Genomic DNA, 17,962 nt, shown 5'->3' with positions numbered 1-17,962 from the left:
AGGCCCCTCGACGGTGATCAAAACGGTGGGGCGCGACCCCCGGTTCCGGCTCTTAGGCCGCCGCGACGTCGCCGGTGGTGCGGCGCATGCGCCAGAAGCGGATGGTCCGCAGGGCCGCGTCGCGGGGCAGGGCGGCATAGAGCTCGCCATAGCTCTTGGCCTTGCCCATGGCGTTGTCGTTGGGATCCAGGATCAGCAGGGCGAAGGTCAGGAACAGGGCGCGGTCGAAATCGGCCGCCTTGCAGACCACCGACAGGGCGTCCAGTTCGCGACGCTCGATGATCTTGCGGGCGGTGTGGAAGTCGATGTCGGCCAGCTCGGCCAGGGCCACCAGGAACTGGCTGGTCTTGTTGGCGCGCAGCATGCCGACCAGGGCCTGGGGCGTGATCGCGCCGCGCTGCTTCAGCGCTACGATCTCCTTGACCGCCGCCGGATAGTCGGCCGGAAGGGACCCGTCGCTGGCGGCCACGCGGTTGCGGCCGGCCTTCAGGGCCGCTTCCAGGATCGCCGGATCGACATTGGCGTTGCGCTCCATGATCCGGTCGCGCAGGCGCGCCTCGGCCACGAAGTACATCTCGTTGAGCAGATCCATCGGCAGGGCCTGACGGTCGATCACCGCCTCGTGCAGGGCCGGATTGGCCGCCGCGCGGTCGACCGCCGCCTCGTGGGCCTGGCGGGACAGAACCGCGCCCTCGTTGCGTAGCAAGACGCCCAGGGTAGTGTCGTCGCCACGCTCGACGATGGCGTCGGAGACGATGCTGGGCACGGTCTCGCGCTGGGAGATGGCGCGCAGGTGGTCCTGGCCCTGGGTGCGGGCCACGTGCAGCAGGTCGGCTTCCGAAAGCTGCGGCGCGCCCTGCAGGATCGGTCGGGCCACGGCGATGTTGTCGCTGGCCAAGGCGCGGGTCAGGGCGGGCGGGGCGTTCGGGGCATTGCCCAGGCGCTCGGCCAGCTCGATGCGGACGGCCTCTTCCATCTCGCCGGCCAGCTGGCCCATCACGTCGTCGAACAGGCCCATCTCGACGTCGCCGTGGCTCTCGCCGGCGAAGAACAGGTCGGTGACCCCGCGCAGCAGCTCGCGGCGGCGCGAGCTGGAGGGCTCGTCGGCCAGGGCGATGAGGTCGTGGAGACGCGACTGGATCACAGGGCTTCGTTCCGGGTCTTGGCGCGACGGCTGGCGCTGTCGCTGTCCTGGTCGTCGTCGCCGGTCACGCCGGCGGCCAGCCACTCGGCCGAGCCGTGCAGGGGGACGGCGTCCTTGGGCTCGGGCGGCGGCTCGGTGGTGGCGATCAGCACGCGGTTGTCCGGCGTCGCCGCCGGGGCTGGATCAGGCGTCAGGCCGTAGTCGCGATCCACCGAGTAGAAGCGCGCGCCGGTCGCGCCCGGCGCGGCCGCGGCGGGCTGGGGCGTGGTCGCCACGGCGGCGACGCGGGCGCTGCGGTAGGTGGACCAGTCCTTGGGCGCGCCGGGGGCCGCGACAGGAGCGGCGACAGGCGCGGCGACAGGCGCCGGGGCGGCGTAGAGGCTGGCGGGCAGGGGCGCGGCGGCCGGCGCGTAGGCTTGAGGCGCGTAGGCCTGGGGCGCATAGGCGGCCGGCGCCGGCGTGGGGGCCGAGGGCGCGGCGACGGCGGCGCGTTTGTTGCTCCAGCCCAGCATCGGGCCGTCGTAGCGGGCCGCGGCGGCGGCGTTGGCCACGCGGGGCGTGGTCGGTCCGTAGCGGCTCTCGCGCGCGCCATCGGCGTACGCCGGGGCGGCGACGCTGATCAGCACGGGCAGCAGCAGCAGGGGCAGACGCATGGACCGGTCCGGAAGCGCGCGGGATTCCTCTCGATCCATACGCAGGCTGACTTAATCCCCGCCTAACGAGACAACGATTTCAGCACAGTTTGGCGCGAACTGCGGCTAGCGGCCGCGCCACCAGGCCAGAAGGCGCCGCTCGGCCAGGCTCATCAGGCCGTGCAGGGCAACGCCCAGAATGGCCAGCACCGCCAGGGCGGCGAACACCCGGGCGGTCTGCAGGCGGTTGGAGGCCTCCAGTATGCGCCAGGCCAGGCCCTGGTTGCCGCCCGATCCGGCCACGAACTCGGCGACCACGGCCCCGACCACGGCCAGGCCCGCCGCCACCTTGTGGCCCTCCAGCAGGGCGGGCACGGCCGAGGGCAGGCGCAGCCGCCACAGGCGCTGGACGCGGCGCGCGCCATAGAGGTCGAACAGGCGCGACAGGTCCGGATCGGTCGCCTTCAGTCCGGTCAGGGCGCCCGAGAAGATCGGGAAGAACGCCGCCACCGCCGCCAGGGCGACCACGGCACGCTGCGGATGCTCGATCCCGGCCCAGATGGTCATCAGCGGCCCGATGGCGACGAGGGGCGTGACCTGCAGGGTCACGGCGACCGGGCGCACGGCGTCCTCGATCGTCGGGTTCAGGCTGACCAGCAGGGCCAGGCCGCAGGCCAGGGCGCTGGCCAGGAGGAGGCCGACCAGGGCGGTGGACAGGGTGTTCCAGGCGCCGTCCAGCAGCAGCGGCCAGCCGTCGGCCAGGGCCACGCCGATCGCCGACGGCGCGGGCAGGAGGTAGACCGGCACGGCCAGCAGCCGGCAGGTGGCTTCCCAGGCGGCGAGGAGCAGAGCGATCAGGATCAGGGGGGCGAGGACTTTCACGCCGCCGCTCCCAGGTTCGACGCCAGCAGCCGCGACACCGCCTCCGCCGTTTCGCGAAAAGCGGCCGTCGTGCGGAAGCCGTCGGGCCGGATCACCGGCCCCTCCACCGCCACCTCGCCGGCGATGCGGCCCGGTCCCGGGCTCATCACCACCACGCGCCGGGCCATGTAGACGGCCTCCTCGACATTGTGGGTGACGAACACCACGGCCGGCTTCAGGTCGGCCGCCAGGGCCAGGACGTCGTCGGCCAGCGCCCGGCGGGTGATCTCGTCCAAGGCCGCGAAGGGCTCGTCAAGCAGCAGCAGGCGCGGCCGGGTGACCAAGGCGCGGGCAAGCGAGGCGCGCATGGCCATGCCGCCCGACAGCTGGGCCGGCCGGGCGTTCTCGGCGCCCTTCAGCCCGACCTTGGCGAGAGCCTCGACCGCCTGGGCGCGCGCGGCGGCCTTGGGCGTTCCGGCCAGCTCCAGCGGCAGGGCCACATTGGCCGCCGCGCTCATCCACGGGGCCAGGGTGGGGGCCTGGAACACCACCGAGGTTTCGCCCTTGTCGGCGGCGCGGGTCACGGCCCCGCGCGTCGGCGCCTCAAGCCCCGCCAGAAGCCGCAGGGCCGTGGACTTGCCGCAGCCCGACGGCCCGACCAGGGCGACGATCTCGCCGGCGTTCAGCTTCAGGTCGACCGGGCCGAGCGCACGGCCGCGACCGGGATAGTCGACCTCGACCTGTCGGAGCGACGCGATCACTTCAAGGGTCACTGGGGAATGAAATCCAGCGTGTAGGCCGACTTGTAGTCCATGTCCTTGGGATAGACGCCCTGCTCGGACGCCACCTTGAAGAACTCGGCCCAGCGGGCGTCGTCCATCTTGCCCACGCCCTGGCGGGACACGATGCCGTAGGACCGCATCTTCTCGCGCGCCTGATCGAGGACGTCCTGGGTCATTTCCGGATTGTCCTTGAGGATCAGGGCGTCGCCGGGCTTGGGATCGCCGTAGAGATAGCTGGTCCAGCCCGCCGCCGTGGCCTCGACGAAGGCCTTCACCGCCGCCGGGTTCTTGTCGATCAGGGCGGTCGGGACCAGGGCGAACGAGGCGTAGGCCGGATAGCCGTCGTCGGCCAGCAGGAAGACCTTCGGGGTGATCTTGCCTTCCTTCTGGATCAGGTAGGGCTCCGACGTCGCGTAGCCCTGCTGGACCACGCTCTTGTCGGCCAGGAACGGCGCGGCCGAATAGTTGTACTTGCGCACCTGGGCGTCGGTGAAGCCGTGCTTGGCCTTCAGCCACACCCAGAAGGCGGTGATCGAGGCGTCCGACAACAGGATCGGGTGGCCCTTCATGTCGGCGATGGAATTGATGCCCACGCCGTCGTGGGCGATCAGCACCTGAGGGTCCTTGTCCATGAAGGCGGCCACGGCTTTGACCGGCACCCTCTCCTTGGCGAGATTCAGCACGATGAAGCTGTTGGAGCCCACGCCCACATCGACCGCGCCGGTGGCCAGCAGCTGGGGCACGTTCACGCCGGGGCCGCCCTGGATCAGGGTCACGTCCAGGCCGCGCTTCTTGTACTCGCCGGTGGCCAGGGCCTGGTAGTAGCCGCCCAGCTCGGCCTCGCCCTTCCAGTCGGTGGCCAGCTTCAGGGCCGTGCGGCCGGGCGCGCTGGATGACTCTTGCTTGGCGGGAGAACAGGCGGCCAGGACGGCGCAGAAGGCGAGGGCGGCCAGGCGCAGGATCTTCATCGTCGTCTCCCCGAAACAGCGCGGGGAGGTTAGTGGGCGAGGCGGGGCGTGGGAAGTCGCCTAGGCGTTTTCCCGCCTACTTCCGCGCCAGCCAGCGGCCGATCTTGGCGTACAGCACCTCGCGCTGCACGGGCTTGGCCACGTGGTCGACCATGCCGGCGGCGTAGCAGCGCTCCACCTGCTGGGGCAGGGCGTCGGCGCTCATGGCGATGATCGGGATCTGGCCCACTTCGCCGCCCATGGCGCGGATAGCCCGGGTGGCGGCCAGGCCGTCCATCTCGGGCATGTGGATGTCCATCAGGATGATGTCGTAGCCGCCGCGCGCGGCCATGGCCACGGCCTGCTGGCCATTGTCGGCGGTCTGGACCTCGCAGCCCACCAGTGTCAGCAGGGCCGCGCCGATCTCGCGGTTCATCGGATGGTCGTCGACCAGCAGGATGCGCGCCGCGCCGGGGGCGGCGGCAGGCTGGGGCTCGCCGGTGTCGTAAGCCTCGACCTGGGGCGCCGACAGCTCCAGCCAGAAGGCCGAGCCGTGACCGAGCGCGCTGTCGACGCCGATCTTGCCGCCCATCAACTCGACCAGGGCCTTGCTGATCGCCAGGCCCAGGCCCGCGCCGCCATAGGCCCGGCTGGCCGAGCTGTCGACCTGGCTGAAGCGCTGGAACAGGCGGCCCTGGTGCTCGATGGCGATGCCGACACCGGTGTCGACGATTTCGAAGCGCAGCCGGTCCTCGATCTCGCCGGGCTCGACGATCAGGCAGGCGCGGATGCGGCCCACCTCGGTGAACTTCACGGCGTTCTGCAGCAGGTTCAGCAGCACCTGGCGCAGGCGCAGGCCGTCCAGGTCGTGCAGGCCCCCGACCGGGTCGTTGACCTCGACCTCCAGTTTCAGGCCCTTGTTCTCGGCCTCGGGGCGGATGATGCCCACCGCGTCGTGCAGGACGGCGGCCGCCGAGGTCGGCTGGAACAGCAGCTCCACCTGGCCGGCCTCGACGCGCGAGAAGTCCAGGATGTCGTTGACCACGGTCAGCAGGGCGGTGCCGGCGCTGTCGATCAGGCCCAGCTGGCGGCGGGCGTCCGGCGGCAGGTCCTTGCGCTCGACCAGCAGCTGGGAGAAGCCCAGCATGCTGTTCAGCGGCGTGCGGATCTCGTGGCTCATGGTGGCCAGGAACTCGGTCTTGGCCTCGTTGGCGGCCAGGGCCCGGGCGCGGGCGGCGCGGGTCAGCTGCTCGCGGCGCACCAGCAGGCGGCGCAGGCGCTCCTGCTGGGCCAGGGCGAGACCCGTGGCCAGGCTGGAGACGAACAATACGCCGACGAACACCTGGACCAGGCGGTTCTGGTGGGCCTGCGACCAGTCGGTGGAGATCTGCTGGGTCCACAGGCCGCGCACCGTCAGCGGGATGGCCACGCAGGCCACGATCAGCGAGGCCAGGCTGGCGCCGCGCGGCCCCAGGCGGAAGGCGGCCAGCAGGGCGGCGGGGAACAGCAGGAACGGCGCGGGCAGGCCCTTGGCGTAGAACACCGTCGCGGCCAGCACGGCGACCAGGGCGCACAGGCCCAGCTGTTCGGGCAGGGGGCGCTGGAAGGCGCGGCGGTGCTCGCTGTCCAGCAGCACCAGCACGGCGGGCAGCACGATGGACATGCCCAGGACGCCGCACAGGAACCAGTCGGTCAGCACGATGATGAACGGCATGTCGTAGAACAGCGCCAGGCCCGCCGAGCAGACCACGGACATCAGCAGGGTGACCGGGGCGGTCAGGGTGGTCAGCAGGGCCAACTGGCGCATGGTGCGCACGCGCGGCGGCCCGCCGAAGAAGCGCTTGGTCACCAGCCAGACCAGGGCCCCTTCGCCTACGTCGACGGCGGTGTAGAGGAGGGCGCGGCCGATGTCGTCGCCGACGGCCAGGTCGATGGCCATGTGGGCCACGACGGCCACCACGGTCAGGATCACGCGACGCGAAGGGTTGAGCACCAGCAAGCCGGCCGCCAGCAGGGCGTTCGACGGCCACAAGGTGGCGATGCCGAGTGCATTGCGGGTCAGGAAGTCGCTGAACGCCTGGCTGGCCACCAACGCCACGGCCAGGGCGAACAGAAGCGTGTCCTGCCGCCTTTGCTCCTGATGGGCGACGTTAGCCTGCATTACTGATCCCGTTCCCCGGACGGGAGGAATACGCGAACTAGGCTGTCCAGTTTCTTCGATACGCGACTGTGTGACGCTTTGCCGCATCCTGAGGTCAAGCGCAATCGCTTCAAGGTTGCGGGTCGGTCTCGTGCAGGACTTCGCGCCGTCGCCAGGCGTCGATCCGGGTCATCAGCGGGGTGGCCGTGACCCCGTGGATCAGGATCGAACACAGCACCACGAAGCCCGTGATCGCCCACAGCCGGTCCCAGTGACGGAAGTCGCCGTGGTTCAGTCCGTAGGCCAGATAGTAGAACGAGCCGATCCCCCGGATGCCGAAGAACGCCACCACGGCCCGCTCGCGCCGGGAGTGGGGCGCGCCGATCAGGCCGATCCACCCCGCCAGGGGGCGGATGACCAAGACCAGGGCCAGGCTGAAGGCGATCTCCTTCCAGGTCAGGCCGACCAGCAGGCCCCCGGCCACCGCTCCGCCCAGCAGCACCAGGACCAGCATCATCAGCAGGCGCTCCACCTGTTCGGCGAAGTCGTGCATGGCCTCGTGGAATTCGTGGTCGCGCTCGGTGGCGCGCAGGGCCAGGGCCGAGACGAACACCGCCAGGAAGCCGTAGCCGTGGGCGGCCTCGGCCACGCCGTAGGCCACCAGGGTCGCGCCCAGGGCCACCAGGCCGTCGGCGGCGCCCGACAGCCGGGTCTTGGGGGCCTTGAAGGTGGCCCAGCCCAGGGCCTTGCCGACCAGCCAGCCCACCCCGACCCCGGCGGCGACCCGCCACAGGACGTCGACGCCCAGCCAGTGGACGGCCAGGCCCTGGCTCAGGGTTCCCCCCGCCACGGCGAGGGCCACGGCCAGATGCACGAACGGAAAGGCGAAGCCGTCGTTGAGACCGGCCTCGGACGTCAGGGCGAAGCGGGCCTCGCCGTCCTCGCCCGAGCGCGGCGGACCGGTCTGGACGTCGGAGGCCAGCACCGGGTCGGTGGGCGCCAGGGCGCCGCCCAGCAGCAGGGCCGAGGCCAGACCAAGGCCCAGGCCGTGGACGCCCATCAGGGTCACGGCCGCTATGGTCAGGGGCATGGTGATCGCGATCAGCCGCCAGGACGAGCTCCAGCGTCGCCAGCCGATCTTGCGGTCGATCTTCAGCCCCGCGCCCATCAGCGAGACGATGACCACGATCTCGGTCAGGTGCTCGGTCAGGGTCGAGAACCGCACGGGATTGGGGCGGAAGGGCAGGGCGGCGGCGTGGAACACCGCCACGCCGATCAGCACGCACAGTATGGCCAGCGACAGGGGCAGGCGGCTCAGCGCCATGGGCAGCCAGGCGACCAGCAGCACGACCACGCCCAGGCCCAGCAGAAACAGCAGATAGGGATCGAACATCCCCTCCCTAACGCCCGAGGCGCGGCGCGGGGGGCGCCGGGCGGGGGAGCCCGATCACATGCCGGCGCGTTGTAGCCGCGAGGGAGCTCTCATGGACAAGCTTTTCGCCAAGTTCGCCAACGCCACCGCGCGGATCACCGGCAGCCCGCCGGCCTTCATCGTCTGCGTGGCCATGGTGCTGGTCTGGGCCGTTAGCGGCCCGATCTTCAAGTTCTCCGAGACCTGGCAACTGGTGATCAACACCGGCACCACGATCATCACCTTCCTGATGGTGTTCCTGATCCAGAACACCCAGAACCGCGACGGCGAGGCGGTTCAGACCAAGCTGGACGAGCTGATCCTGACCTCGGGCGCCGAGAACGAGTTCATGGGCATCGAGAAGCTGACCGAGAAGGAACTGGCGGCCATGCACGAGCGGTGCGCCGAGCACGCCAAGATCGCTCAGGACCGGCTCGACAAGGTCGCCGCCGTGCGGGAGTCGCGGAAGAAGGCCAAGTCTTCGCCCCGCGCCAAGCGCGCGCCGGCCAAGCGTCCTCCGGCGAAGAACGCCCCGGCGCGGCGGGTGAAGGTCTAGCGCGGGCCGGACCTGGCGGACGCGCCTACTTCTTCTCCAGCAGCAATTGACCCTGCTTCTTCACCTGCCCTGTGATCTTGCCGGCGATCATGCCCAGCAGGCCCGGCAGGACGATGTCCATCCGCACGGAGTCGGCGAACACCGTCAGCACGCCGGAGATCGGCTGGCCCATGGCCTGGGCCGAGAAGGTCATGGCGTCGCCGGTCCACGACTTCTGGACGTCCTTGACCATGCCGCCCGTCTGGCTGAGCAGCTGGCCGAACCCTTCCTCGATGCGGCGGCGCGCCTCGGCGGCGCCCAGCTGGTGGGGAATGGTGATGGTGACCGGCTTGCTCATGCGAAAGGGCTCTCGTTGGACAGGGGGCAAACGCCCGACGCCGGATATGGGTGCGCGACGGCGCGCGGGCTACGTCCGAACCTGTCGTAACGCGCGGCCAAGGTCTGGTCATCCACGGAGGACGCCATGACCGACATCGCCATGCCCAGCCTGTTCCAGCCCCAGCCCCGCTCGGTCCGCTTCACGCGCCCGGGCCGTCCCGGCGGCGTCCTCGGCGCCCTGAACTATGCCGGCGTGCTGGTGGTCTGGGCGGCGCTGTTCGTCTGGGACCCGCGCCTGGCCATGCAGGTGTTCCGCGAGCGTCGCGCCGACTCCCCGATCCGCCGCCGTCACTAGCCAAGGCCGCCGATCGGTGGGATGGCAGGGACATGCAGCGCACCGTCTCGATCGCCCATGTCAGCCACCGCCTGAAGGCCCCGTTCCGCATCTCGCGCGGGGTCAAGACCGCCGCCGAGGTGGTGGTGGTCGAGATTGTCGAGGACGGGCTGATCGGGCGCGGCGAAAGCGTGCCCTACGCCCGCTATGATGAGACGGTCGACAGCGTGATCGCCCAGCTCCAGCCCGCCGCCCAGGCCCTGCGCGACGGCGCCAGGCCGCACGAGGCCCTGGCCCTGCTGTCCCCGGGCGCGGCCCGCAACGCCCTCGACTGCGCCCTTTGGGACCTGCGGGCCAAGCGCGAGGGGCTGAGCGTCGAGGCCCTGACCGCCCTGCACCTGCCCGATCGCCTGGTCACGGCCGTGACCGTCAGCCTCGACAGCCCCGAAGCCATGAGCGCGGCGGCCCTGGCGGTGGCCTCGGCGCCGCTGATCAAGGTCAAGCTGTCGGCCGAGGATCCGGCCACCCGCCTGCTGGCCGTGGCCAAGGCCGCGCCTCACGCCCGGCTGATCGTCGATCCCAACGAGGGCTGGGACTTCGCCATCCTCGACGGGCTCAAGTCCATCCTGTCGGACCTCAACATCGCCCTGGTCGAACAGCCCCTGCCGGCTGGCGCCGACGCCGCTCTGGAGGGCTACGACCCGCCGTACACGATCTGCGCCGACGAGTCGGTGCACGTGGCCGAGGACCTGGCCGGGCTGAAGGGTCGCTACCGCGCCGTGAACCTCAAGCTCGACAAGGCCGGCGGGCTGTCGGAGGCCCTGCTGATGCTGGAGGAGGCGAGGAACCACGGCTTCGAGCTGATGGTCGGCTGCATGGTCGCCTCGTCCCTGGCCATCGCGCCCGCCCTGCACCTGGCCAACGCCTGCGCCTATGCCGATCTCGACGGTCCCTGGTGGCTGGCGGAAGACCATCCCGGCGGCTGCCACGTGGCCGATGGTCGTATGACGCGCCCGGCGGAGGGGTTCTGGGGCGACGGGGTGACGGCGACGGGGCTGTGGCTCTAGGCCAGCCGCGTCGAGCGCACGTCCACCGCCCCGTGGCACGCCTCGCAGCGTACGGCCGTCTTCAGCGGTGAGCCGCACGGCTTGTGCACCAGCACCTCGGGCGGTCCCGCCTCGCCGGCCAGCCAGCGATCCCCCCAGGTCATCAGGGCCACGATCAGCGGGAAGAGGTCGCGGGCCTCGTCGGTCAGACGATACTCCCAGCGCTCGGGCCGGGCCTGGTAGAGGCGGCGCTCCAGCATGCCCAGGGCCACCAGCCGCGCCAGGCGGTCGGACAGGATGTTGGTGGCCACGCCCAGCTCGGCCTGCAGGTCCTTGAACCGCCGCCGGCCATAGAAGGCGGCGGCCAGCAGGTGGGCGGTCCAGCGGTCGCCCAGCACGGCGATCGAGCGCTCCAGCATCGGGGCGAGGGGCGCGGCGGTTTCGGCGATGGAGCGGCGCTGCAACCGGGCGCGCGGGGCCGGCTCCAGGCCCGCGCCGGGACCGGGAACCAGCTCGACCTCGCCCGCCGTCACCGGCTTCTCGCAGGCCTGGCAAACCAGCTCGGCCACCAGCGGCTTGCCGCAGGTCACGTGCTGGATGCGGTGCGAGGGGCTGGCCTCGTCGTAGTGCCAGCGGGTTTCCCAGCGCAGGATCATCAGGGCCGCGTCGTAGAGGTCGGCCCCCATGGCGGTCAGGTGATAGCCGTGACGAACGGGGCGATCCTGATAGGGGCGCTTTTCCAGCACGCCCGCCGTCTCCAGCCGCGCCAGCCGGTCGACCAGCAGCGAGCGGGCCATGCCGGTCAGCTTCACGAAGCCGTCGAACCGGGTCTGGCCCATGAAGGCGGCATAGAGGGTCAGCAGGGTCCAGCGGTCGCCGATCAGGTTCAGGGCCCGGGCCGCCGAACTGGCGCGGACCATCTGAGCGGCGGGGGCGGCGACCCCATTTGCGATCTCTGGCATGACTTCTGGTTCGGCTGTTTCGCGACGCGATGTCAACGCGCTGCATTGCCTGGCTTCAGGTCACTTGTATAGTAAGACTCACTCTGGCGGCAGACCGGAGGAGGAGCGTGGCATGGTCTATATCCTGGGCGGGTGGCAGAGCGACTTCTCGGCCAACTGGGCGCGTCAGGGCCAGGGGCTGATCGACGCCTTCTCCCAGGCGGTGGGCGAGGGGCTGGCCGCCGTCGACCTGGACCCGGAAGACATCGAGACCGGCCATGTGGGCAATTTCGCCGGCGAGCTGTTCGCGGGGCAGGGGCTGTTGGGCGGCTTCTTCGGCCAGGTGCATCCGACCCTGGACGGCCTGCCGACCATGCGCCACGAGGCGGCCTGCGCCTCGGGCAGCGTGGCGATCCTGGCCGCCGCGGCCGAGATCGAGGCGGGCCGCTACGACCTGGCCTGCGTGGTCGGCATCGAGCAGATGCGTAACGTCCCGGGCCAGACCGCCGCCGAGCACCTGGGCTCTGCCGCCTGGGTGGGGCACGAGTTCCAGGACGCCCGCTTCCTCTGGCCCCGCGCCTTCTCCGACCTCGCCGACGAATACGACCGCCGCTACGGCCTGAAGTACGAGCACCTGATGGCCATAGCGGAGAACAACTTCGCCAACGCCCGCCGCAATCCCAACGCCCAGACCCGCGACTGGCGGTTCCCGCCGGAAGCCTTCACCGCCGACGACACGGCCAATCCGGTGGTCGAGGGGCGCACGCGCAAGCAGGACTGCGGCCAGGTCACCGACGGGACGGCCGTGGTCTTCCTGGCGTCGGAGAAGCGGGCGCGGGCCTATGCCTTCCAGCGTGGCGTGCCGCTGGACCGCCTGCCGCGCATCAAGGGCTGGGGCCATCGCTCCGCGCCGATCAGCTATGCCCGCAAGGTCGAGGCCAGTCGTGGTCAGCCCTACGTCTTCCCGCAGGTGCGCCGCGCGGTCGAGGACGCCCGCGCCCGGGCCGGGATCACCGACCTGTCCCAGGTCCACGCCGTCGAGGTCCACGACTGCTTTACGGCCACCGAATATATGGCCATCGACCATCTGGGCCTCACCGCGCCGGGCGAGAGCTGGAAGGCGGTCGAGGACGGCTCCATCGCCATGGGCGGCCGCCTGCCGATCAACCCCTCGGGCGGCCTGATCGGGGCGGGCCACCCCGTGGGCGCCACCGGCGTGCGCATGGCGCTGGACGCCTTCAAGCAGGTGACCGGCCGGGCCGGAGACTGCCAAGTGGACGGCGCCCGGACGGTGCAGACCCTCAACATCGGCGGGTCCACGACCACGACGGTGAGCCTGGTGGTGGGGCTGTGACCTCCCTCCTGACCCTTCTCCTGATCAACGCCGCCGTCTCGGCGCTGGCCTTCTTCATCCTGTGGCGGATCGGCCTGAGGCTGAAGGACGTCAGCTTCGTCGACGCCTGGTGGGGCGTGGGCATGGCGCTGATCGCCTGGACCACCCTGATCCAGCTTGGCGTCACCCCGCACGGCGTGCTGCTGACCGGCCTGTGCACGGTGTGGGCCGCGCGGCTGGGCGGCTATCTCCTGTGGCGCTGGCGCAAGCAGGGGCCGGACCGCCGCTACGTGACCATGATGCACTACGCCGAAACCCAGCGCGGCTGGAGCTTCTCCAAGGCCTCGCTGCGGCTGGTTTTCGCCCTGCAATACGCCCTGGCCTTCGTCGTGGCCCTGCCGGTCCAGCTGGGCCAGAGCCCCGCGCCGCTGGGCGGGCTGGCGGTCGCGGGCGCCGTGCTGGCCGTGATCGGCATCCTGTTCGAGAGCCTGGGCGACTGGCAACTGGTCCGCTTCAAGGCCGATCCGGCCAATGCCGGCAAGGTGCTGGACACCGGCCTGTGGCGCTACACCCGCCATCCCAACTATTTCGGCGACGCCTGCGTGTGGTGGGGGCTCTACCTGATCGCCGCCGAGACCGGCCTGGGCGCCTGGGCCCTGCCGGGGCCGGTGCTGATCACCGTGCTGCTGACCCGCTGGAGCGGCGTGCCGACGGTCGAGGGCCGCATGCGCCGCAAGCGTCCGGACTACGAGGCCTATGTGGCGCGCACCTCGGGCTTCGTGCCGTGGTTCCCCAAGGGCTGAGCCTTCACTGTACTCCCGCGTGCAGGTATGCAATTCTCGATTGAAACAATCGGGAGGACACGCCATGCGTAAGCGTTCGATTGCCATTGTCGCCGTCGCTCTTGCGGCCATCGCCGCGCCTCAGGCCCTTGCTTTCGGCACCATCCACGGTCTGGGCCAGAACGCCGAGCACGAGCGGATCACCCGCAACGCCCTGGGGCCGCTGGGCTTCGGCCCCAGTTCCCTGACCCAGCTGGCCGGCGCCAACGGCACGTTCGGGGCGGTCGGCGCGCCCGACAATCCGACCCGGGGCCTGATGGGCAACAAGTCGGCCCACTGCGACGGCGGCGACTTCTTCCCCAGCGCCGGCTATCCGCAGAGCCAGCTGGCCGCCCAGAACATCCTGTCGTCGTGCCGGGGCTATATCTACAACAACATCAACGCCGCGGTGAACGACGCCGCGCGCCTGGTGAAGCCCGACCTGTCGCTGGACAGCACCAGCATCTTCGGCGGCTGCACCTTCAACGGGGTCAAGGGCCGGGCCAAGTGCAACGTGTTCGAGGACATGGGCATGGCCTTCCACGCCGCCCAGGACTTCTACTCGCACAGCAACTGGATCGACACGCCGCGCCCCTCGCCGACGATCACCAATCCGCAGGGGCTGAACCAGACCGTGCCCGCGCCCTGGTTGGGGCCGGTGTTCCTGCCGTTCCCCGCCGGCCTGATCAGCGGCTGCTACGACGGCTTCCCGGAGTCGCTGTACTGCGGCGGCCGCGTGAAGCACGCCTATCTCAACAAGGACGGCACGGGCACCTCGCGGGGCATCGCCGCCTACAACCGCGCCATGGCCGTCGCCGCCCAGGACACGGCCAGCAAGTGGGCGTTCTTCGAGAGCCAGCTGATCATCCGCTACGGCCCGGCGCGCGGGGGGAAGATGATCTGTGTGCTGAAGCGGGATAATCCGGGGAGTTGCTAGGCTTCCTTCTCCCAGAGGGAGAAGGTGGCGGCGCAGCCGACGGATGAGGGGTTAGGGCGTCTGACGGCGTAACCCCTCACCCTCCCATCGCTTCGCGACGGGTCCCTCCCTCTCCCTATGGGAGAGGGTTCAGAAGGCTCCGCCCCGCCCACACCGCATGCGTTCCACTGCTGATCTTGTGAGGTAGGGCGATGCGGCAGGCGGGCTGCATGGTCCGCGCATCGACCACCAGGCACTCCGACGTCCCCCGGTTCTCGTCGATGATGAAGCTGACCAGATAGCCGTCGTCCTCGCTGGTGGCCCCCACGCGCGGCGCGAACGGCGCCTCGCTGGCGTAGCGGCCGGGCTCCAGGGGCAGCGACCAGCTCTGGCCGGTCTCCAGGTCGTGCTTGACGAAGCCGTTGAACAGGAACCAGCCGGGCTTGGCGGTGGTGGAATAGGCGTAGCGGTACGGGCGGCCCGCATAGGCCTGGTTGAACATGCCGAACTCCAGGATCCGCTCGTCAAGGTGCTGTTCGGTGGTCTCGCCGGTGGCCAGGTTGAAGCGCCAGCGATGGAGCTTGGGCCGGAAGCTGTGTTCGTCCAGATAGGCCATCAGGTGGCCGTGGCCCTCGGGCGCGTCCTCCAGCGGGCGTGGGGTGGGATTTTCCTGGAAGTAGCCGTCCAGCACGATCTCGTCGCCGTCCTCATAGGCGTTCAGCCAGTGCAGCACATAGGTCGGCGCGGCCTCGAACCAGCGCACCTCGCCCCCATGGCGCGGCACGATCCCGAACCGCGAGGGCACGCCCTTGTGCAGGCGCACGGCGTGGATGTCGCGCTCCAGAAGGTTCTGGTCCCAGAACACCGGCAGGTCGTTGAGGATCGAATAGTTGGCCGTGAACGCCATGTCGTGCGGCAAGCGCGGACCGGGCAGGTCGATGGGCTGGTAGACCGTGCGCTTGCCCGCCGCGTCGACCACGCCGTAGTGCATGTAGGGCGCGTGCTTGGAGTAGTTGAAGAACAGCAGCTCGCCGGTCGACTCGTCGACCTTGGCGTGGGCCGACACCCCGTCCAGCGGCGCCCAGGCGGCCACGCCCAGGTTCTCCAGGGTCAGCGGGTCCAGCCGATAGGCCTCGCCGCACTGGTAGAAGGTCGCGATGGCCTCGCCGCGATGGACGACGATGTCGGTGCTGGCGGTGTCCTTCAGACTTCCATGGGCGCCGAAGCCCGGTCGCTTGGACGTGCCTGGCCCGTCGGCCAGACCGCCCCAAAGGCTCTCGCCCGCCTCCTGCTCGGCCTCGAAGCCGCGCGTGCGGATGAAGCGGTTGCGGTAGCTGGCCGCGCCGTCCTTGAATTCGATCTGGTGGACCATGCCGTCGCCGTCGAACGGGTGGTAGCGGCCCAGCGGCTGGTGGACGGGGTTTTCGGTGTTGCGCAGATAGACGCCGTCCAGGTCGGTCGGGATCGCGCCCTCCAGCACCTCCAGATCGACCGCATCGACCTCCTCGTGCAGCGGCGTCCAGGCCCCGGTCATGTACGGATGGTTGGTCGGCCCCAGCGAGGCGCGCACCGGCGGCAGGCGGTCGATTTTCATGGCGCGTCTCCTGGCTTCCCGGCGTCGTGTCGCGCCTTGAGGATGACATTAGAAATGTCAGTCTCGTTGTGCAAGCGACGGAAAATCGCCGGGGCGGCGAGAGCGCCGTTCTTCCGCCGTCCGAACCGGTCTAGGTCATCGGCAGCGTTTCCCGCGCGAGGATCCAGATGGCCTTCGACACCCCGCCCCCCGTCGAGCAGGTGATCGTCACCGCCGCCCGTCTGCCGCCCGCGGCGGCCGACGCGGCCTTCTCGATCACGCGCCTGAGCGAGGGCGACCTGGCCAAGACCCAGCGGGTGGACGAGGCCGTGGGCCAGACACCGGGCGTCTCGCTGTTCCGCCGCACCTCCAGCCTTTCGGCCAATCCCACCACGCAAGGGATCAGCCTGCGGGCCATCGCACCGTCGGGCGCCGGCCGCACCCTGGTCACTCTGGACGGCGTGCCGCTGAACGACCCGTTCGGCGGCTGGGTGATCTGGTCGCAATTGGCGCCGGAGTCCCTGACCGGGATCGACATCGTGCGCGGGGCCGGGGCGGGGCCCTACGGCGCGGGCGCCCTGACCGGGGTGATCGGCCTGAAGGAGCGCGATGCGGGCATCGCCGCCGACGTTTCGGCCGGCGAGCTGGGCTCGCAACGCGCCTCGGCGTCGGCGGTCTCGACCTTCGGCCGGTTCGAGTTCATGGGCGCGGCGTCGTACGACAAGTCCGACGGCTACGTGCCCGTGCGTGGCCCGGCCCAGGGCGCGGCCGACACCCGGACCGACCTGGAGGCCAAGAGCATCTCCGGCCGCGTCGACATGGCCACGGGTTTTGGCCTGCTGTCGCTGCGCGGCGGCTTCTTCGAGGAGGACCGCGGGGCGGGCCTCGCTGGGGCGCGGGCCAACGCCTCGGGCAACGTGTTCAGCGCCACCCTGGTGCGCACGCCGCGCGCCGGCGCCCTGGGCTGGCGGCTGCAGGCATGGCGGCGGACCAGCGACCTTTTCAACAGCTCGGTCGCCGTAGCCGCCAACCGCGCCAGCACCACTCCGGCCAACAGCCAGGACAAGACCCCCGCCACCGGCTGGGGCGTCAACGGCGCCCTGCGCCAGAAGGTCGGCGCCGTCGAGTGGGAGCTGGGCGCCGACGCCCGCTTGAACGACGGCGAGGAGCGCGAGCGCTACAGCTATTCGGCCGGCGCCTATACCCGCGCCCGGGTGGCGGGCGGCAAGACGGCGGTGGTCGGCGCCTATGCCGACGGCTCGTGGACCCAGGGGCCGTGGCTGGTGGCCGGCGGTCTGCGGCTGGACCACTGGGAGAACACCGACGGCTTCCGCGTCGAGCGCCTGCTGGCCACGAGCGCGGTGCTGCTGGACCAGCGTCCTGCCGACCGCGAAGGCGAGGTGGTCAGCGGCCGCCTGGGCGTGACGCGCGACCTGGGCGGGGCCGTGGCGCGCCTCGCCGGCTACACCGGCTTCCGGCCCGCGACCCTGAACGAGCTCTATCGTCCGTTCCGGGTGGGCAACGACGTCACCGAGGCCAATGCGGCGCTCAAGCCCGAGCGGCTGCAGGGACTGGAGCTGGGCCTGTCGCGCAAGGGCGACAAGGGGCTGGTCGAGGCCACGGCCTTCTGGAACCGGATCGAGGACCCGATCGTCAACGTCACCCTGGGCGCCGGCCCCGGAACCTTCCCGATCGGCGGTTTCATTCCGGCCGGCGGGGTGCTGCGTCAGCGCCAGAACGCGGGCAGCATCGACGCCGTGGGCCTGGAAGGCCGGGCGGAACGCGAGATCGGCCCCGTGACCCTGACCTCGGCCCTGTCGGTCACCGACGCGCGGGTGGACGGCGGAGGGGCCGCCCCCCAACTGACCGGCAAGCGCCCCGCTCAGGCCCCGATCTGGAGCGCCACGGCGGGGCTGTCGGCGCAGCTACAGGAGGGGCTGGTGCTGGCCACCGACCTGACCTGGGAAGGCAAGCGGTTCGAGGACGACCTCAACAGCCGCGTGCTCGACCCGGCCTGGCGGCTGGACGCCCGGTTGGACTGGCGGGTGCGGCCGCTGGTAACGGTCTATGTGGCGGGCGACAACCTGCTGGACGCCGAGATTCAAACGTCGCGGACGGCGGATGGCGTGGCGGGCTACGCCGCGCCGCGCGTGGTGCGGGTGGGGTTGCGAGTGGCGCTCTAAATTACCTTCTCCCAGAGGGAGAAG

Annotated in this window: 17 protein-coding genes and 1 pseudogene; 8 read left to right on the top strand and 10 right to left on the bottom strand. The window is 70.7% G+C overall.

Going from position 1 to position 17,962, the window contains the following annotated elements; genetic code table 11:
• Positions 1 to 52 precede the first annotated feature (52 nt).
• The 7 genes from AC07OA_RS14160 to AC07OA_RS14130 form a co-directional block, all read right to left on the bottom strand.
• On the bottom strand, positions 53 to 1,144 hold the full coding sequence (locus AC07OA_RS14160; protein ID WP_494664453.1) for a DUF2336 domain-containing protein: 1,092 nt from the start codon (positions 1,142 to 1,144) through the stop codon (positions 53 to 55).
• Entirely contained in the window at positions 1,141 to 1,797 is a 657-nt protein-coding gene (locus AC07OA_RS14155) for a hypothetical protein (protein WP_494664452.1), read from the bottom strand. The genes AC07OA_RS14160 and AC07OA_RS14155 overlap by 4 nt, the downstream gene beginning before the upstream one ends.
• A 105-nt stretch (positions 1,798 to 1,902) precedes the next feature.
• On the bottom strand, positions 1,903 to 2,658 hold the full coding sequence (locus AC07OA_RS14150; RefSeq protein ID WP_494664451.1) for an ABC transporter permease: 756 nt from the start codon (positions 2,656 to 2,658) through the stop codon (positions 1,903 to 1,905).
• On the bottom strand, positions 2,655 to 3,398 hold the full coding sequence (locus tag AC07OA_RS14145) for an ABC transporter ATP-binding protein (RefSeq protein ID WP_494664450.1): 744 nt from the start codon (positions 3,396 to 3,398) through the stop codon (positions 2,655 to 2,657). The genes AC07OA_RS14150 and AC07OA_RS14145 overlap by 4 nt, the downstream gene beginning before the upstream one ends.
• A gap of 8 nt (positions 3,399 to 3,406) precedes the next feature.
• Positions 3,407 to 4,387 carry an ABC transporter substrate-binding protein gene (locus AC07OA_RS14140; protein ID WP_494664449.1) on the bottom strand — a complete coding sequence of 327 codons (981 nt, stop codon included), beginning with the start codon at positions 4,385 to 4,387 and terminating at the stop codon, positions 3,407 to 3,409.
• A gap of 76 nt (positions 4,388 to 4,463) precedes the next feature.
• On the bottom strand, positions 4,464 to 6,527 hold the full coding sequence (locus AC07OA_RS14135; RefSeq protein ID WP_494664448.1) for an MASE1 domain-containing protein: 2,064 nt from the start codon (positions 6,525 to 6,527) through the stop codon (positions 4,464 to 4,466).
• 109 nt (positions 6,528 to 6,636) lie between these two features.
• Positions 6,637 to 7,899, bottom strand: coding sequence for a cation:proton antiporter (locus AC07OA_RS14130; protein WP_494664447.1), 1,263 nt, complete (start codon positions 7,897 to 7,899; stop codon positions 6,637 to 6,639).
• 91 nt (positions 7,900 to 7,990) lie between these two features.
• Between AC07OA_RS14130 and AC07OA_RS14125 the strand changes: the two genes are divergently transcribed.
• Complete coding sequence (locus tag AC07OA_RS14125) at positions 7,991 to 8,473, top strand: low affinity iron permease family protein (protein ID WP_494664446.1); 483 nt, start codon at positions 7,991 to 7,993, stop codon at positions 8,471 to 8,473.
• Between the two features lie 25 nt (positions 8,474 to 8,498).
• On the opposite strand, the gene AC07OA_RS14120 is transcribed toward AC07OA_RS14125, so the two are convergent.
• Positions 8,499 to 8,810 carry a polyhydroxyalkanoic acid system family protein gene (locus tag AC07OA_RS14120; protein ID WP_494664445.1) on the bottom strand — a complete coding sequence of 104 codons (312 nt, stop codon included), beginning with the start codon at positions 8,808 to 8,810 and terminating at the stop codon, positions 8,499 to 8,501.
• Positions 8,811 to 8,936: 126 nt separating this feature from the next.
• Here AC07OA_RS14120 and didA point away from each other — a divergent pair, with 126 nt between their 5' ends.
• The gene (gene didA, locus AC07OA_RS14115) at positions 8,937 to 9,146 is read left to right on the top strand and encodes a DNA damage-induced SOS-independent cell division inhibitor A (protein WP_494664444.1); all 210 of its coding nucleotides are present in this window, start codon (positions 8,937 to 8,939) and stop codon (positions 9,144 to 9,146) included.
• Positions 9,147 to 9,178: 32 nt separating this feature from the next.
• Complete coding sequence (gene dgcA, locus AC07OA_RS14110) at positions 9,179 to 10,192, top strand: N-acetyl-D-Glu racemase DgcA (protein ID WP_494664443.1); 1,014 nt, start codon at positions 9,179 to 9,181, stop codon at positions 10,190 to 10,192.
• On the opposite strand, the gene AC07OA_RS14105 is transcribed toward dgcA, so the two are convergent.
• On the bottom strand, positions 10,189 to 11,133 hold the full coding sequence (locus AC07OA_RS14105) for a winged helix-turn-helix transcriptional regulator (RefSeq protein ID WP_494664442.1): 945 nt from the start codon (positions 11,131 to 11,133) through the stop codon (positions 10,189 to 10,191). The genes dgcA and AC07OA_RS14105 overlap by 4 nt on opposite strands.
• A gap of 112 nt (positions 11,134 to 11,245) precedes the next feature.
• Here AC07OA_RS14105 and AC07OA_RS14100 point away from each other — a divergent pair, with 112 nt between their 5' ends.
• The 4 genes and pseudogenes from AC07OA_RS14100 to AC07OA_RS14085 all read left to right on the top strand — a co-directional run.
• The gene (locus tag AC07OA_RS14100) at positions 11,246 to 12,466 is read left to right on the top strand and encodes an acetyl-CoA acetyltransferase (protein ID WP_494664441.1); all 1,221 of its coding nucleotides are present in this window, start codon (positions 11,246 to 11,248) and stop codon (positions 12,464 to 12,466) included.
• Entirely contained in the window at positions 12,463 to 13,248 is a 786-nt protein-coding gene (locus tag AC07OA_RS14095) for a DUF1295 domain-containing protein (RefSeq protein ID WP_494664440.1), read from the top strand. Before AC07OA_RS14100 ends, AC07OA_RS14095 begins: the two co-directional genes overlap by 4 nt.
• Positions 13,249 to 13,312: 64 nt before the next feature.
• Positions 13,313 to 14,203, top strand: coding sequence for a hypothetical protein (locus tag AC07OA_RS14090; protein ID WP_494664439.1), 891 nt, complete (start codon positions 13,313 to 13,315; stop codon positions 14,201 to 14,203).
• A gap of 47 nt (positions 14,204 to 14,250) precedes the next feature.
• Positions 14,251 to 14,331 (top strand): annotated as a pseudogene (locus AC07OA_RS14085) (hypothetical protein); the annotation flags it as partial.
• On the opposite strand, the gene AC07OA_RS14080 reads toward AC07OA_RS14085, so the two are convergent.
• A complete protein-coding gene (locus AC07OA_RS14080; RefSeq protein ID WP_494664438.1) occupies positions 14,319 to 15,776 on the bottom strand; it encodes a carotenoid oxygenase family protein in 1,458 nt (485 codons plus the stop codon). The pseudogene AC07OA_RS14085 and the gene AC07OA_RS14080 overlap by 13 nt on opposite strands.
• Positions 15,777 to 15,943: 167 nt before the next feature.
• Between AC07OA_RS14080 and AC07OA_RS14075 the strand changes: the two genes are divergently transcribed.
• On the top strand, positions 15,944 to 17,938 hold the full coding sequence (locus AC07OA_RS14075; RefSeq protein WP_494664437.1) for a TonB-dependent receptor: 1,995 nt from the start codon (positions 15,944 to 15,946) through the stop codon (positions 17,936 to 17,938).
• Positions 17,939 to 17,962 lie beyond the last annotated feature (24 nt).

Source organism: Caulobacter sp. GW821-FHT09B08 (assembly GCF_059418225.1).
The sequence above is the reverse complement of the archived record's forward strand: the minus strand, read 5'-3'. Positions and strand labels throughout refer to the sequence as shown.

Bases quoted from the DNA above. Each gene is read 5' to 3' on its own strand.
- didA (WP_494664444.1), top strand. From the start codon at position 8,937: ATGACCGACATCGCCATGCCCAGCCTGTTCCAGCCCCAGCCCCGCTCG.
- AC07OA_RS14140 (WP_494664449.1), bottom strand. From the start codon at position 4,387: ATGAAGATCCTGCGCCTGGCCGCCCTCGCCTTCTGCGCCGTCCTGGCC.
- dgcA (WP_494664443.1), top strand. From the start codon at position 9,179: ATGCAGCGCACCGTCTCGATCGCCCATGTCAGCCACCGCCTGAAGGCC.
- AC07OA_RS14100 (WP_494664441.1), top strand. From the start codon at position 11,246: ATGGTCTATATCCTGGGCGGGTGGCAGAGCGACTTCTCGGCCAACTGG.
- AC07OA_RS14120 (WP_494664445.1), bottom strand. From the start codon at position 8,810: ATGAGCAAGCCGGTCACCATCACCATTCCCCACCAGCTGGGCGCCGCC.
- AC07OA_RS14155 (WP_494664452.1), bottom strand. From the start codon at position 1,797: ATGCGTCTGCCCCTGCTGCTGCTGCCCGTGCTGATCAGCGTCGCCGCC.
- AC07OA_RS14105 (WP_494664442.1), bottom strand. From the start codon at position 11,133: ATGCCAGAGATCGCAAATGGGGTCGCCGCCCCCGCCGCTCAGATGGTC.
- AC07OA_RS14090 (WP_494664439.1), top strand. From the start codon at position 13,313: ATGCGTAAGCGTTCGATTGCCATTGTCGCCGTCGCTCTTGCGGCCATC.
- AC07OA_RS14135 (WP_494664448.1), bottom strand. From the start codon at position 6,527: ATGCAGGCTAACGTCGCCCATCAGGAGCAAAGGCGGCAGGACACGCTT.
- AC07OA_RS14075 (WP_494664437.1), top strand. From the start codon at position 15,944: ATGGCCTTCGACACCCCGCCCCCCGTCGAGCAGGTGATCGTCACCGCC.
- AC07OA_RS14080 (WP_494664438.1), bottom strand. From the start codon at position 15,776: ATGAAAATCGACCGCCTGCCGCCGGTGCGCGCCTCGCTGGGGCCGACC.
- AC07OA_RS14130 (WP_494664447.1), bottom strand. From the start codon at position 7,899: ATGTTCGATCCCTATCTGCTGTTTCTGCTGGGCCTGGGCGTGGTCGTG.
- AC07OA_RS14125 (WP_494664446.1), top strand. From the start codon at position 7,991: ATGGACAAGCTTTTCGCCAAGTTCGCCAACGCCACCGCGCGGATCACC.